Here is a 13,858-nt window from a genome sequence, read left to right as displayed (position 1 = left end):
GATTACCGCCGCAGCCAGGTGTCGTGGAACTGCAACCGGGCCGACGCCTCGAACTTCACCCCGGCCACGCCCTTGCCCACGCCGATGGCCTGGGACAGTTCGATGGTCGGAATCCACAGGCCCTGATCCAGCACCGCGGACTGGGCATCGCCGATGATGCGGGCCCGCGCGGCCGGGTCGGTGGCCGACAGCTGCCGGGCGAGCAGGGAGTCCAGCGGCTCGGCCGGGCCGCGGGCGTTCAGGTTGCGCTGGTCCACCGCGAAGGTGGTGCGCAGGATGTCGCCGTCGGCACGGGTGGAGTTGTAGTAGTCGAAGTCGAAGTCCTTGTTGTTCTGGCGCACATTCGATTCCGCCACCGACAGCGGCTCCAAGCGGAGATCGAATCCGACCGCCTTCAATTGCTGCTGGGTCAGTTCGAGGATGGCCTGATTGCCCGCGAAGACCGCGGAGAAGATGACGCCCGCGGCGAGCCGCTGGCCGTCCTTGACCCGGATCCCGTCCGCGCCGGGCACCCATCCAGCCTGGTCGAGGAGCTTCTTCGCCGCGTCCGGGTCGTACTTCACGCGGGATGAAAGATCCACGTACCCCGGAGTTTTCGAGGCGAGCACGCTGGTGGCCGGTTTGAACTGCGGGCCCAGCACGGTGTCCACCAGTTCCTTGCGGTCGAGGGCGGGCACCAGCGCCGCCCGCACCGCCGGGTCCCGCAGCGGTCCGCGGGTGACATTCACCTGGAGGCCGAACGGCACGCCCGGATTCGCGGTGAACTGCACCCGGCCACCACCCGCTTCGATCTGCGAAACATCCTGCGGCAGGGCGTCACTGATGGCATCGAGCTGACCGGAGGCGAGACTGCCGGTGCGGACCCCGGACTCCGGGACCACGGTGAATACGATCTTGTCCAGGTACGCCTCACCCTGACCGGCGAAAACCGCAGAGCCCCAGGCATATCCGGCGCGCTTGGCCAGCGTGGCCGAGACATTCTGCTTCCACTCCGCGTAGGTGAACGGGCCGCTGCCGATATTCGCGCCCAGGCAGCGGTCGTCGGCGGGCTTGGCGACCGTGGCGTCGGATTGGATCCCCAGCTGCGGCGTCGATGTCGCCTGCAGGAACTGGGCATTCGGCGCTGCGAAGTCCACCCGCACCGTGCGCGGATCCACCACCGTGCTGCCGGTGTATCCGGCCAGGTAGCTCGCGGCCAGCGGCGCCTTTGCCCCGCCGAGGGCGACGATCGAATCGAAGTTCTTGCGCACCGAATCCGCGGTGAGCGGGGTGCCGTCGCTGAAGGTGATCCCGTCCTTCAGATGGAAGGTGAACGACTTGGCGTCCGCCGAAACGGTCCAGGTGTCCGCCAGCCACGGCTTCAGCGCACCGGATTCCGGGTCCTGATCGACCAGCGAGTCGACGATCTGCCGGGTCACGTAGATGGTCTGATTCGTCGCCGACTGCGCGGGATCCGAGCAGGTCGGGGCCAGCGACAGACCGTAGCGCAGGGTGCCGCCCGGCTGCGGCGGGCCCGACGGCTCGCCATTGCCGCCAGCGGTACCGCCGCCACCGCACGCGGTCAGCGCGAGGGTGGCGGCCAGCGCGCCCGCGAGCGCCAGGGGACGGGTCGCGCGGGCGGCGAGGGGGTGATTCATGCGGGGTCTCCGGACAGGTAGCGATCGCCGCCCAGCGGGCGGCTCGGAATGCGTTGGCGCAGTTCGGATGCGACCTCGGCCCGGAACAGCTCGAGGCTCTCGCGATGCTGGGCCTCGGTGCGGCCGTCGGCGTCGGCGCTCAGGTGGATCACCTCGTGGCCGAACCGCTCGTGATAGCGGCTCACCTTGTCCAGCACCTGTTCCGGGCTGCCGATGAGCGCGGAGGAGCGTTCGACGAAGTCCTCCACCGTCTCGAAGACGATGGGTACGCCGAACTTCCGGGCCACGGCCTGACGGGCCTCGAAGACCGGGCGATACCGGTCCACGGCCTGCTGCGAGGTCCGGGTCACCAGAAAGCCCGCCGTACCCGCGCCCACCAGCGCCTCGGCCGGATCGTGCCCGTAGGCCGCCCAGCGTTCCCGGTAGTGGTCCACCAGTTCCGCGTACGGCTCGATCGGATAGGTGACATTCGCCGAGAACAGCGGATCCCCGTGGAGCGCCGCGTAATCCGCGGATTCCCGGCTGGTCGCGCTGCCGTGCCAGATGCGCAGCCGCGGCTGCAGCGGCCGGGGCAGCGCCTTGGCCTCGGTGAGCGCCGGCCGGAAGCGGCCGGACCAGGTGACGCTGTCGCTGTCCCAGAGCTTGCGGAACAGCTCGTAGCCCTCGCGATTGCGATCCCACTGGTCATCGGTGGTGACGTGGAACAGCTTGGCCTGCGCCGCGCCATTGCCCTTGCCGATGATCAGTTCCAGGCGCCCGTCGGAGAGGTTGTCCAGGGTGGAGTAGTCCTCGAACGCGCGCACCGGATCCAGCAGGCTCAGCGTGGTGACACCGGTGAACAGGGCCAGGCGCGAGGTGACCGCGGCGATATGGCTCAGCACCACCGGCGGGGCGGCGGAGATGAACGGATCCTCGTGCCGCTCCCCCACCGCGAAGCCGTCGTACCCGAGATCCTCGGCCAGCCGGGCGCTGTCGACCACGCGGCGCAACCGCCGGCGGGGCGTCTCGGCAGCGCCGGTCACCGGGTCCGGGGTGTGCGTGATCAGGGTCAGGAGCAGGAATTTCATGCCGGGACCGCCTCGGTGTCGCCGGAGCGCCGGCCGGCGGGGACGTACTTCTCGAACGGGTGCACGTGCCCGACCTCCTTCACGATGTCGCGCGGCAGCGCGGTGTAGCCCGCGGCCGTGTACAGCGCCACGGCCTCCGGCTGGCGCGGACCGGTGGTCAGGTAGATGCGCCGGTAACCGCGCCGGGCGATCTCGGCCTCCAGCTGCTCGAGCACGAACCGGCCCAGCCCCCGGCGGCGGTGCGCGCTCGACGTCCAGATCCGTTTCAGCTCCGCGGTTTCCGCGTCGAAGCGCTGGAAGGCGCCGCCCGCCACCGGTTCGCCGTCCTCCACCACGATCAGCAGATCGCCGTGCGGCGGCGCGAAATGACTGGCCGAATAGCCGGTCAGATCCGCGTGTATCTCACCCGGGGTGCGGCCGTAGCGGCTGCTGTATTCGATGGCCAGCTCCGCCAGCAGCGGCGCGGCCAGCGGATCGTGCTGTGCGACGTGGAATACGGTGCGCGACACGCTCATCCCTTCTTCTTGGGTAGTCCGGGCGGATTGATCCGCGACTGCTGCACGGCCTCGTTACCGAGGCCCCAGCGGTCGAGGACCTGTTTGTAGGCCCCGTGGTCGATGGCGTACTGGATGGCCTGCTGCACGGGGCCGATGAGCCCGTTGTCCTTGCGGGTGAGTGCCGCGATCTCGGCCTGTAGTGCGTCTCCCGCGCCGGACCAGGTGGTGAGCACCTTGTTGCCGGTCGTCGCGGAGTGATACTGCGCCGCCGGGTTGGGGCCCACATAGCCGTCGATCCGGCCGGAGGACAGCGCCAGGTAGTAGTCCGAGGATTGCTGGTAGTAGGCGAGTTCCAGTTCGGGCAGCCCCTCGGCCACGTTCCGGTCGTTCCAGGCGACCAGCAGCTGCTCCTGATTGGTGCCTGAGCCGACGCCGATCTTCTTGCCCGCCAGCGACTTCCGGTCCTGATAGGTCCAGGTCGAATCCTTGGGCACCTCCAGCGCGATATTGTCCTTGCGGTAGGTGGCGAAGTCGTACTTCTCCTTGCGCTCCTCGGTGAGCGTGACATTGCTGACGAACAGGTCGACCTCGCCCGAGTCGATCTTCACGAAGTTCTGTGACCAGTCCCCGTTCCGGCGCTCCAGCTTCAGGCCGAGAATGTCGGCGATCAGCGTGGCGACATCCACCTCGGAGCCGATGACGGTCCGATCGTCGGTGGCGTAGAAGCCGAGCGGCGGCGTCGCGCCGACAGTGCCGGTGACCACCAGCGTGCCGCGGTCGCGAATGGCCTGCGGGACCTGCGCGGCAATCGAATCCACCTGGCCGGCGTGAATGCGCCCCTTCTGCTCCGGTGAGAGGTCATAGGTAAGGCCGTTCACGCTGCGCGTGTCGCTGGTGCCGCCATCACCATTGCCACAGCCGCCCACCAGCAGACTGAGCAGCGTGACGGCGATCAGGACTCTGGTCCGTCTGCGACGGCTCGCCAGGGACATGGGCTTTTCCTTACCTAGTGGGAACACGTCAGAGGACGTGCGCGAGAAAGGCTTTGGTGCGCGGGTGCGACGGGTTGTCCAGCAGCTGCGCGGGCGGACCCTGCTCGACGATGCGGCCGGCGTCCATCAGCACCACGGTGTCGGCGACCTTGCGGGCGAAACCGACCTCGTGGGTGACGATCACCAGGGTCGAACCACCGCGCGCCAGATCCTCGAGGACATCGAGGACTTCACCGACCAGCTCGGCATCCAGCGCGGACGTGGGCTCGTCGAACAGCACCACCTCCGGCCGCAGGGCCAGCGCCCGCGCGATGGCCACGCGCTGCTGCTGCCCACCCGACAACCGGCTCGGATACTCGTCCGCCTTGTCCGCCAGGCCGACCCGCGCCAGCAACTCCAGCGCCTCGGCGTTCACCTCGGCCTTGGAGCGGCGCTGCGCGGCCACCGGCGCGAGCGCCACATTCTCCCGAACTGTCAGGTGCGGAAAGAGATTGAAGTTCTGGAACACGAATCCGATGCGTGCCCGCTGCCGCAGGATCTCGCGTTCGTGCAGCTCGTGCAGCTTGCCGCCCTTGCGCCGGTAGCCGACCAGCTCGCCGCCGACCCGCACGGTGCCACCGTCCACCTGCTCGAGGTGGTTGATCGTGCGCAGCAGCGTCGACTTGCCCGAACCCGACGGGCCCAGGATCACCGTCACCTCGCCGGGGCGCACCGCCAAGTCGATGCCCGAGAGGACTTCATTGCGGCCGAAGGACTTTCGGATGCCGCGCAATTCGATCGCGAACTCGGTCATCGCCGATCACCGGCCTTCGAACGACGGCTCTTCGAGAAGTGCCGCTCGATATAGAACTGAATGACGGTCAGCACGGTGGTCAGCAGGATGTACCAGACCGTGGCCACCATGAGCAGCGGCACCACCCGGCCATTGCGGCCGTAGATGACCTGCACCTGATAGAACAGCTCGGCAATCGCCATGGTAGACACGATCGAGGTGCCCTTGAAAAGGCTGATCACCTCATTGGCGGCATTCGGCAGAATTCCGCGCATCGCCTGGGGCGCCACGATCGTGAAGAACTGCCGCCGCCACGGCAGGCCCAGCGACCGGGCCGCCTCCCACTGGCCCTCGTCGACCGAGATGATCCCGGCCCGGATGATCTCCGCCGAATACGCGGCCTGATGCAGCGCCAAACCGATGACGGCCGCGGTGAATCCGCTGATCACGCCATTGGTCTGGAACCGCGCGAACTCCGGCCCGAACGGAATGCCCAGCGACAGCGTCTTGTACAGGTAGGCCAGATTGAACCAGAACAGCAACTGCACGATCAGCGGGATCGACCGGAAGGCCCAGACATAGGTCCACGAGATCGCCTGCAGCACCGGGTTCTTCGACAATCGGCCCACGGCCAGCCAGACACCGAGGAAGAAGCCCAGCAGGGTGCCCCAGAAGGTCAGCTCCAGCGTCACCTTCAGCGCCGACAACACCGTCTTCGCGGTGACATACTGCGCGAAGGTTCCCCAATCCCAGCCCGGGTTGGTGATCAGCCCGTGCGCGAACTGCGCGACCAGCACGAGCGCGATCGCCGCGGTGACCCAGCGCCACGGGTGGCGGGCGCGGACGATCGGCAGATCCCCGTCGTGGTGTTCGGCTTCGGGCTCCGTCTGCGTGGGCGCCGCCAGCGTACTCATGGATTCGTCCTCCATCGGTCCCGGCGGAAGCACCCGCACCACGTGCGCGGGGGTTGCTGCGATGTCTGCGAGCCGGGTCTCTCGATCGCTCTGGATGGTGTAGACGACACTACGAATTCCGACGGCGTATGTCGCCGGTCCCGATCAACGTGAATTCAATTGCATGACAGTCGTTTTCCGGAATTCCGGTGGAAACGGGGGAATCAGCCCGCGGCCTCGTCGCGCTCCGGGGACGGGTCGTAGAGGGCGCGGAAACCGCTGCGGTGGAAGACCAGCGGCTCCGAATCGGGGTACGTGCCGAGCCGGTGCACCCGCAGCAGCACCACCGCGTGATCACCGGCCGGAACCTGTTCGTGCACCGAGGTTTCCAGCCACGCCGTGGCCCCGGCGACGAACGCCGCGTTCCCGTTCCCGGGGTGCAGGTCGACATTGCGGAAGCGGTCTCCCCGCCGCGAGCTCAGCCCGCGCGCCGCCGGCTCCTGCTCGCTGCTGAGCAGACTCAGGCCCAAACGGCTCGCCTGCTCCAGCCGCGGCCAGGTCTCCGACGAATACTGAATGCAGATCGACACCAGCGGCGGGTCCAGGGAGACCGGCACGAAGGTGCTCGCCACCAGGCCGTACGGTGTCCCGCCGATGCGTGCGCACACGGCCACCACCCCGCTGGGAAAGTGCGAAAAGGCCCGCCGCAGATCGGTCCCGTCGACCGGAGTGAGCGCGGCAGCCGCGCCGTGAATCGAGGTCAGCTCGCCCATTACCCCACTTCAGCACCGCCGTGCACCCGACAACAGTATTGGGCTCACCCCGATTACAACGAACCCCCGCCCGACGGATGTCGAACGGGGGCCGATGATCTCGCGATGGGGTGTGAGCGCGTAGCCCCGGAATTACTTGGGCACGTTCAGCGACGGCTGGTTGATGGTGACGAAGTAGTTGTAGGCGGCGGCGATGGCGACCGGCGCGGTCACGAACAGCTGACCGGCGATGGTGCCCAGGAAGCCGACGGTGGCCGCGCCCAGGATGCAGCCGCCGAGCGGGCCGAGGCCGAACAGGGTGGCCAGGGCGCCGGTGGCGACCAGACCCACGCCGATGCCGGCGATGCAGCCGACGGCCGCGCCGCCGAGACCGCCGACCAGGGTGCCGATGGTGGCGCCGGTGGAGATGGTGTCCTTCAGGCGGTTGAAGGCAGCCTGCTCACGGTCGTAGTCCGACTTCCACGGAGCCTGGTCCTCGTAGGGCAGGTTGATCGGCTTGTAGACCGCGTGATCCGTGTCGTACTGCGGGGTCAGGGTCGCGGTGTGGTCGGCGATCTCCGCGGCGATCGGGAACTCGAAGTCGTCGACCCGGAAGTTCAGCGGCAGGCCGGCCAGCACGGTGCCATTGGCAGCCTTGATCTTGAAGGTGCCGTCCTCGACCACCATCGAGCCACCATCGGTGTGGATGATGGTGTTGGTGTCGGAAGTCGTTGCCGCGTAATCGATCACGCCATTGTCGGCAGCCGGGGCCGCATTGACGGTGCCGGCGGTTACGCCCATCGCGGCGATGACCAGCGCCGCGGTCGCGGCGAAATTCTTGAAGCGCATTTTCCTTCGTTTCCTCATCAGACAGTCCGCAGGTGTGGACCGACTGATCGAAACGGGCCGACCCGAACGAGATATGGATCCGGGATGCTGGCGCGGTGAACAGTTGAAATGGGAAACCCGCCCGGCCATACGGCCGAGCGGGCTGTCCCGATGAGGTATTTGCTGATGCCTATGGAGCCCCTCGCTCTTATAGAACCGCGCTCTTACTTGGCCGGAGCCGGAGCGGTGATGTGCGGCCCGTTGATGGTGGAGAAGTACTGGATCGCGGCGGCGATGGCGACCGGCGCGGTCACGAACAGCTGACCCGCCAGGGTACCCAGGAAGCCAACGGTCGAAGCGCCGACGAGGCAGCCGATGATCGGGCCCGCGCCGAACAGGGTGGCCAGCGGAATCGAGACCAGACCGGCGGCACCGAAGCCGAGGACACAGCCGACGGCCGCGCCGCCGAGACCGCCGACCAGGGTGCCGATGGTGGCACCGGTGGAGATGGTGTCCTTCATGCGGTTCCAGGCGGCCTGCTCGCGGTCGTAGTCCGACTTCCACGGAGCCTGGTCCTCGTACGGCAGCGCGACGTCCTTGACGTTGCCCGGCGTGTAGACCGCGTGGTCCATGTCGTACTGCGGGGTCAGGGTCGCGGTGTGGTCCGAGATCTCCGCGGCGATCGGGAAGGTGAAGTCGTCCACCTGGACCTTCAGCGGCATACCGGCGACGATGTTGCCGTTGGCGGCCTTGATCTCGAAGTTGCCGTTCTCGACGACCATGGAACCGGCATCCGTGCGGATGACGGTGTTGGTCTCGGAGTTGGTGGCGGTGTAGTTGATCGGCGCGTTGTCATCGGCGGCCGGCGCGGCGTTCACGGTACCGGCGGTGACGCCGAGGGCGGCGACGACCAGCGCGGACACCGCGGCGAATTTCTTGAGACGCATGTGTTCTGGAATTCCTCTTCAGATGAGCGGATGCGCCCCAGGGCAACAAGGTCAGGTGTAGCCCTGGGACGCTGTGATGGAAACCGACCTTTTCAAACGCAACGTGGCACGTCGGTTCCTTGCCGGTGAACCTTTGCCCATCGGTTGCCGAAATTGCCTACTTGGCAGGCGTGAACGGCTGATTGATAGTCGTGAAGTATTGCACCGCAGCGGCAATCGCGACCGGAGCCGTGACGAACAACTGACCGGCGATGGTACCCAGGAAGCCGACGGTGGCCGCACCCACCACGCAGCCCGCGAGCGGACCCGCGCCGAACAGCGTGGCCAGCGCACCGGTGGCTACCAGGCCGACGCCGATGCCCGCGATGCAGCCCAGCGCCGCGCCGCCGAGGCCGCCGACCAGCGTGCCCACGGTCGCGCCCAGGCTGATGGTGTCGCGCAGGCGGTTCCAGGCGGCCTGCTCACGGTCGTACTGGGTCTTCCAGGGGGCCTGGTCCTCATAGGGCAGCGCGACCGGCTTGTAGACCGCGTGGTCCACGTCGAGCTGCGGCGTCAGGGTGGCCGTGCGGTCGCTGACCTGCGCCGCGATCGGGAACTCGAAGTCGTCGACGCGGAATTTCAATTCCGTGCCCGCGACGGTGGTCCCATTGGCGGCCTTGATCTTCAGCGCGCCGTCCTCGACCACGATCGAACCGGCGTCGGTCCGGATGACCGTGCCGGCATCGGTCGTCTGGGCCGTGTAGCTGATCGCGCCGTCGTCGGCCTTGGCCGGACCGGCGTAGGCGGTTCCGGCGGTCACGCCGGTCGCCGCGATCGTCAATGCCGCGATTCCGGCGAATTTCCTCATCTTCATGCTGGTACTGCTTCCCACTGCCGCGAACTGAACTGTCGGCGGCAAGCATTAAGCAACCTCCCAGGTTTCTGGAGGTTAAAAACCAGCTTGATTCGATCCGGGCGAATCGGACACCGGTTACTTCGCCTTGGCGGCGGCCTTCGCCTGTTTCTTGAATTCCCGCACCTGAGTGAGGGATTCGGCATCGGTGACATCGGCGACCGAGCGGCGGGAACCGTCCTCGCCGTACGCGCCCGCGGCCTCGCGCCAGCCGTTTGCGGTCAGCCCGCGCTGTTTACCCAAGAGCGCCAGGAAGATCCGCGCCTTCTGATCGCCGAAACCCGGCAGCTTCTTCAGCCGCTTCAGGATTTCCTTGCCGTCCGGATCACCCTCGGTCCAGAGCGCCGCGGTCGTGCCGTCGTAGTTCTCCACGATGAATCGAGCCAGCTCCTGGACGCGCCGGCCCATGGAACGGCCGTAGCGGTGGATGGCCGGCGGGGTCGCGGCCAGCTCCTCGAATTCTTCGGGATCGGCGGCGGCGATCTTGTGGATATCGAACCCGCCCATGCGGTCGGCGAGTTTCCACGGGCCGCGGAATGCGTGCTCCATCGGAAACTGCTGATCCAGCATCATTCCGACCAACAGGGCGAAATCATCGGTCGAAAGCAGCTCGTCGGCATCGGATTCCTGCGCAATACACAGCGTGCGGCTCACCATGCATCGATCATCCCATTCATCCCCGGTCGCGGTGACGCGGGTCACGCTGTGCCCGCAGAAGGACTAGGCTGCGGCCATGCCCGACACCATGGCTGATTCTTCAGTGCGAACCGCGGCGCACCCTGCCGCTGGGTCCGGACTGCGACCGGACCGTTTCGACCGCGATGGACAAGACCAGCTCGTCGACGTTCACGATCTACAGGCAGCGCTGCCGGGCATCCGGAGCCTGCGCACCTGGGCCCACGAGGCCCTGGCCACCCGGCCCGGCGAGAGCGCCGTCGACATCGGGTCCGGCTCCGGGTCGGAGGTGCTGGCCTTCGCCGACCTGGTCGGCCCCACCGGCACCGCGCTCGGCGTCGAACCCGACCCGCACCTGCGCAGCGCCGCCGAACGCCGCGCCGCCCAGGCCGGATCCGCCGCCAAATTCGTCAGCGGTGACGCCTACGGTCTGCCCGTCGGCAGCGAGAGCTTCGACGTGGCGCTGTGCGAGCGCGTCTTCCAGCACCTCACCGCACCCGCCCGGGCCGCCGGGGAGATCGCCCGGGTGCTGCGCCCCGGCGGGCGCGTGGTGGTCATGGACAGCGACTGGGGCACGGCCATCGTGCATCCGGGCGACCGGCACGTGGTGCACGAGGTCATCGAAACCATGATCGCGGGCACCACGAATCCCTACGCGGGCCGCCGCCTGGCGGGTCAGCTCACCAAGGCCGGGCTGGTCGTCGACGACATCGGCTCGCACGCGCTGGTGCAGGACGGCCGCGTCGGTGCGGGCGCGCTCCTCGCCCGGGTGGCGGACCGGGCCGTCGCGCGCAGCGCCATTTCCGAGCGCCAGCGCGACCAGCTGCTCGCCGACCTGGAGGCCGGCGCCGCCAGCGGCGACATCCACCTGTCGGTGACCATCTTCGCGGTGCTGGCCCACAAGCCACACTGACCGGAAACACGAGCGGCGCGCACCGTTTCGGGGTGCGCGCCGCTCGTTTCGTTGTGCGCCTCAGAGATTCATGAGCTTCTCGGATGCGGCCAGCAGCACGCAGGTGGCCAGGCCCTCCATCGCCTGCTCCAGCTCACCCTCGGACGGGAAGCTGGGCGCGATGCGAATGTTCTTGTCCTCCGGGTCCTTTCCGTACGGGTAGGACGATCCGGCGGGGGTCAGCGCGATGCCCGCGTCCTTGGCCAGCGCCACCACCTTGCTCGCGGTGCCCTCCAGCACGTCCAGGCTGATGAAGTAGCCGCCCTTGGGCTCGGTCCAGGACGCCACCTTCGAGGCGCCCAGCCGGTCCTCCAGAATCCGCAGCACCAGTTTGAATTTCGGCTCCAGGATGGCGCGGTGCTTCTGCATGTGCTCCCGCACGCCCTCGGCGTCCCCGAAGAAGCGCAGGTGCCGCAGCTGGTTCACCTTGTCCGGGCCGATGGTCTTCTTGCCCAGGTGCTTCAGGTACCACTCCAGGTTGGCGGTCGACGAGCCGAAGAAGCTCACGCCCGCACCCGCGAAGGTGATCTTCGAGGTGGAGGCCAGCACGAACGGGCGGTTCGGGTGCCCCGCCGCCGCGGCCAGGCCCAGCACGTCCAGCACCGGCTCCGCGGTGTCGGTGAGCGGGTGCACCGCGTAGGCGTTGTCCCAGAACAGGCGGAAGTCCGGCGCGGCCGTCGGCATCGAAACCAGTTCGCGGGTAACGGCTTCGGAGAAGGTGACGCCGGTCGGGTTGGAGTAGTTCGGCACCGCCCACAGACCCTTGATGCTGGGGTCCGACGCCACCAGCTCCGCGATCAGATGGGTGTCCGGGCCGTCACCCTTCATCGGGATCGGGATCATCTCGAAGCCCAGCGACTCGGTGATGGCGAAGTGCCGGTCGTACCCCGGCACCGGGCACAGGAACTTGAGCGCCGGCTCGTCGGCCCAGCGGCGCACCGAATCGGCGGTGCCGTACAGCATCGAGAACACCAGCAGGTCGTGCATGATCTCCAGGCTGGCGTTGTTGCCGGCGAGCAGATTCGACATCGGAATGCCGAGCAGCTCACCGAAGATGGCGCGCAGCTCCGGCAGGCCGTGCAGGCCACCGTAATTGCGCACATCGGTGCCGTTGGCGTCGCGGTAGTCGGCGGTGCCCGGCAGCTCGAGGAGTTCCTGCGAGAGGTCCAGCTGCTCGGGCGAGGGCTTTCCCCTCGTAATGTCCAGCGTCAGCTTCTCGGTCTTGAGCTTCGCGTAGTTCGCGGTCTGCGTCTCGTGTTCCGTCACGAGTTCCGCATGGCTCATCAAACCGAATTGCGTCTGCCGAGGCATCTGACAGCCTTTCCAATGGCGTGGGATGTTTGTCCAGGGTTGCGCGCACCGCGAACCCAACCGACCACGTTACTAGGCGGCCGCTCCGATTCGGCAGGGATATATACAGTTCCGCCGCCACCCGATCGGGCCCCGAAAATGAAAGGGGACCCAGCGCACCCGGCAGAGCCCGTTGACCCTTGCTGCCTTCCGGCCCTGGGGGAGTTCACAGGATGCGCGCCGCGCTGGATCCGTCGGCCAGTGTAGCGGCTCACCGCGCCGCGTGCGGCATCGGGTCGATACGATGCCTGCGATAAGCGGGGTCACCCGCGAAATTCCGGAGGGGAAAGACGAGATGACGAGTTCCGATCCAGGATCGGGTGGGCCGCACGACCCGGCGAAGGCCCAGGAAACCGCGCAGTGGTGGGCCACCCCGCCCAGCGGAACCGACGCCGGCCAACCGGTCCAGGGCACGGACCCGACCATGCTGAACTACAACGCCGGCGGCATCCCGCCATACACGCCGCCCGCCCAGCCGCTTTCGCCCGGCCAGCCCTCAGGCGGCTACCCGGCGGTGTCGGGTGGATTCCCGCAGCAGGCGATGTCGGGAGGATTCCCGCAGCAGGCGGTGCCGGGAGGTTACCCGCAGCAGCCGGCCTCCGGGGGCTATGCGCAGCAACCGATGTCCGGCGGCTTCCCCCAGCAGCAGTACGCCCCGCCGCCTCCGACCCCGCCGATCGCGCCCGCCTACGGCTACCCGGCGCAGCCGCCCCGCTCGGGCGGCAACAAGACCGGCTGGATCGTCGGCGGTGTCATCGGCCTGGTGGTGATCGTCGGCGTCATCATCGGCGCGGTCGCCCTCTCCGGCGGCGACGGCCCCTCGCCGCTGAGCGACGACAAGAAGAAGAACGCCGGCAAGTACACGATGGACGGTGTCACCAACGGCTGCAGCGTGATCGACACCTCGGTGCTCAGCAAGTGGGTGCCCACCTCCAAGGGCACCCCCGAGCACTCCGAGACCAAGCCCACCGACTACTCGGGCGGGCGCTTCGAATGCCGCGCCGGCAACGAAGAGGCCAGCAAGACCGACAAGTACACCACCAACACCGCCGACCTCACCCTCGACGTGTCCTTCCTGAGCGGCGCGTCGACGGCCTACAACAAGCCCGAATACGACACCTGGAAGACGTCCGACACCGGCACCACCGGCAGCGGCCGCACCGCCGGCGACGTGAACGGCATCGGCGAGGCGGGCTACTGGTCGGCCAAGGTCGACGACTGGACCTACTGGACCACCACCGACTACACGGTCGCGGTCAAGGACGACAACGCCTCCATCAAGGTCAACATCCGCCTGCGCATGGCCAAGGGCCAGGACGTCAGCAAGGACGAGATCGCCCAGGTCTGCAAGGACCAGGCCCAGAAAGCCCTCAACAATCTGAAGAAGAAGTAGCCGCCGACCACGGCATTTGCTTCCACCAGGGGGGCACCCGGTATATTGCTCGGCGGAGGATTCGCCTAGTGGCCTATGGCGCTCGCCTGGAACGCGGGTTGGGTTAACAGCCCTCAGGGGTTCAAATCCCCTATCCTCCGCCAGGGAAAGACCCTGGTCGGGATCGGTTTTTCCGGTTCTGGCCAGGGGCTTCTGGCAACGGTCTTGGCAA

14 protein-coding genes, 1 tRNA gene, 1 other RNA gene and 1 riboswitch are annotated in these 13,858 nt (G+C 67.6%); of the genes, 3 read left to right on the top strand and 13 right to left on the bottom strand.

What is annotated here, in order from left to right; all coding sequences use genetic code 11:
- Positions 1-2: 2 nt before the first annotated feature.
- From ACFXN1_RS06430 to ACFXN1_RS06380, 11 genes are all read right to left on the bottom strand, one after another.
- Positions 3-1,637 carry an ABC transporter substrate-binding protein gene (locus ACFXN1_RS06430; protein WP_379442758.1) on the bottom strand — a complete coding sequence of 545 codons (1,635 nt, stop codon included), beginning with the start codon at positions 1,635-1,637 and terminating at the stop codon, positions 3-5.
- The gene (locus ACFXN1_RS06425) at positions 1,634-2,704 is read right to left on the bottom strand and encodes an LLM class flavin-dependent oxidoreductase (RefSeq protein ID WP_379442759.1); all 1,071 of its coding nucleotides are present in this window, start codon (positions 2,702-2,704) and stop codon (positions 1,634-1,636) included. The genes ACFXN1_RS06430 and ACFXN1_RS06425 overlap by 4 nt, the downstream gene beginning before the upstream one ends.
- Positions 2,701-3,219, bottom strand: a complete 519-nt coding sequence (locus ACFXN1_RS06420; RefSeq protein WP_379442760.1) for a GNAT family N-acetyltransferase — start codon at positions 3,217-3,219, stop codon at positions 2,701-2,703. The genes ACFXN1_RS06425 and ACFXN1_RS06420 overlap by 4 nt, the downstream gene beginning before the upstream one ends.
- Positions 3,216-4,193: an ABC transporter substrate-binding protein gene (locus ACFXN1_RS06415; RefSeq protein ID WP_379442761.1), complete on the bottom strand. Its 978-nt coding sequence runs from the start codon at positions 4,191-4,193 to the stop codon at positions 3,216-3,218. Before ACFXN1_RS06415 ends, ACFXN1_RS06420 begins: the two co-directional genes overlap by 4 nt.
- A 28-nt stretch (positions 4,194-4,221) precedes the next feature.
- Complete coding sequence (locus tag ACFXN1_RS06410; RefSeq protein ID WP_379442762.1) at positions 4,222-4,986, bottom strand: amino acid ABC transporter ATP-binding protein; 765 nt, start codon at positions 4,984-4,986, stop codon at positions 4,222-4,224.
- Positions 4,983-5,870, bottom strand: coding sequence for an amino acid ABC transporter permease (locus tag ACFXN1_RS06405; protein ID WP_379442771.1), 888 nt, complete (start codon positions 5,868-5,870; stop codon positions 4,983-4,985). The genes ACFXN1_RS06410 and ACFXN1_RS06405 overlap by 4 nt, the downstream gene beginning before the upstream one ends.
- 17 nt (positions 5,871-5,887) lie before the next feature.
- A riboswitch (SAM riboswitch) is annotated at positions 5,888-5,980 on the bottom strand.
- Between the two features lie 102 nt (positions 5,981-6,082).
- Positions 6,083-6,631: a flavin reductase family protein gene (locus ACFXN1_RS06400; RefSeq protein ID WP_379442763.1), complete on the bottom strand. Its 549-nt coding sequence runs from the start codon at positions 6,629-6,631 to the stop codon at positions 6,083-6,085.
- 132 nt (positions 6,632-6,763) lie between these two features.
- Positions 6,764-7,459, bottom strand: a complete 696-nt coding sequence (locus ACFXN1_RS06395) for a hypothetical protein (RefSeq protein ID WP_379442764.1) — start codon at positions 7,457-7,459, stop codon at positions 6,764-6,766.
- 203 nt (positions 7,460-7,662) lie between these two features.
- Positions 7,663-8,385 (bottom strand): hypothetical protein, encoded by a 723-nt coding sequence (locus ACFXN1_RS06390; protein ID WP_379442765.1) that lies wholly within the window; start codon positions 8,383-8,385, stop codon positions 7,663-7,665.
- Positions 8,386-8,542: 157 nt separating this feature from the next.
- Positions 8,543-9,238 carry a hypothetical protein gene (locus ACFXN1_RS06385; protein ID WP_379442766.1) on the bottom strand — a complete coding sequence of 232 codons (696 nt, stop codon included), beginning with the start codon at positions 9,236-9,238 and terminating at the stop codon, positions 8,543-8,545.
- 117 nt (positions 9,239-9,355) lie between these two features.
- Positions 9,356-9,934 carry an HhH-GPD-type base excision DNA repair protein gene (locus tag ACFXN1_RS06380; RefSeq protein WP_379442767.1) on the bottom strand — a complete coding sequence of 193 codons (579 nt, stop codon included), beginning with the start codon at positions 9,932-9,934 and terminating at the stop codon, positions 9,356-9,358.
- Positions 9,935-10,010: 76 nt separating this feature from the next.
- On the opposite strand from ACFXN1_RS06380, the gene ACFXN1_RS06375 reads away from it, so the two are divergent.
- Positions 10,011-10,865, top strand: coding sequence for a methyltransferase domain-containing protein (locus ACFXN1_RS06375; protein ID WP_379442768.1), 855 nt, complete (start codon positions 10,011-10,013; stop codon positions 10,863-10,865).
- Between the two features lie 60 nt (positions 10,866-10,925).
- Here the strand turns inward: ACFXN1_RS06375 and ACFXN1_RS06370 are convergent, their stop codons facing one another.
- Together ACFXN1_RS06370 and ffs are read right to left on the bottom strand one after the other, a co-directional pair.
- Positions 10,926-12,215 carry an aminotransferase class I/II-fold pyridoxal phosphate-dependent enzyme gene (locus ACFXN1_RS06370; RefSeq protein ID WP_379442769.1) on the bottom strand — a complete coding sequence of 430 codons (1,290 nt, stop codon included), beginning with the start codon at positions 12,213-12,215 and terminating at the stop codon, positions 10,926-10,928.
- 140 nt (positions 12,216-12,355) lie between these two features.
- An RNA gene (ffs, locus tag ACFXN1_RS06365) (signal recognition particle sRNA small type) lies at positions 12,356-12,450 on the bottom strand.
- Between the two features lie 99 nt (positions 12,451-12,549).
- On the opposite strand from ffs, the gene ACFXN1_RS06360 reads away from it, so the two are divergent.
- Together ACFXN1_RS06360 and ACFXN1_RS06355 are read left to right on the top strand one after the other, a co-directional pair.
- Positions 12,550-13,647: a hypothetical protein gene (locus tag ACFXN1_RS06360; RefSeq protein WP_379442770.1), complete on the top strand. Its 1,098-nt coding sequence runs from the start codon at positions 12,550-12,552 to the stop codon at positions 13,645-13,647.
- A 54-nt stretch (positions 13,648-13,701) separates the two neighbouring features.
- Positions 13,702-13,790, top strand: a tRNA-Ser gene (locus ACFXN1_RS06355).
- The last annotated feature ends 68 nt before the right edge of the window (positions 13,791-13,858 follow it).

It is taken from the genome of Nocardia sp. NPDC059154 (assembly GCF_042755705.1).
Lineage (GTDB): Bacteria > Actinomycetota > Actinomycetes > Mycobacteriales > Mycobacteriaceae > Nocardia.
This window is presented reverse-complemented; position numbering and strand designations above follow the sequence as displayed.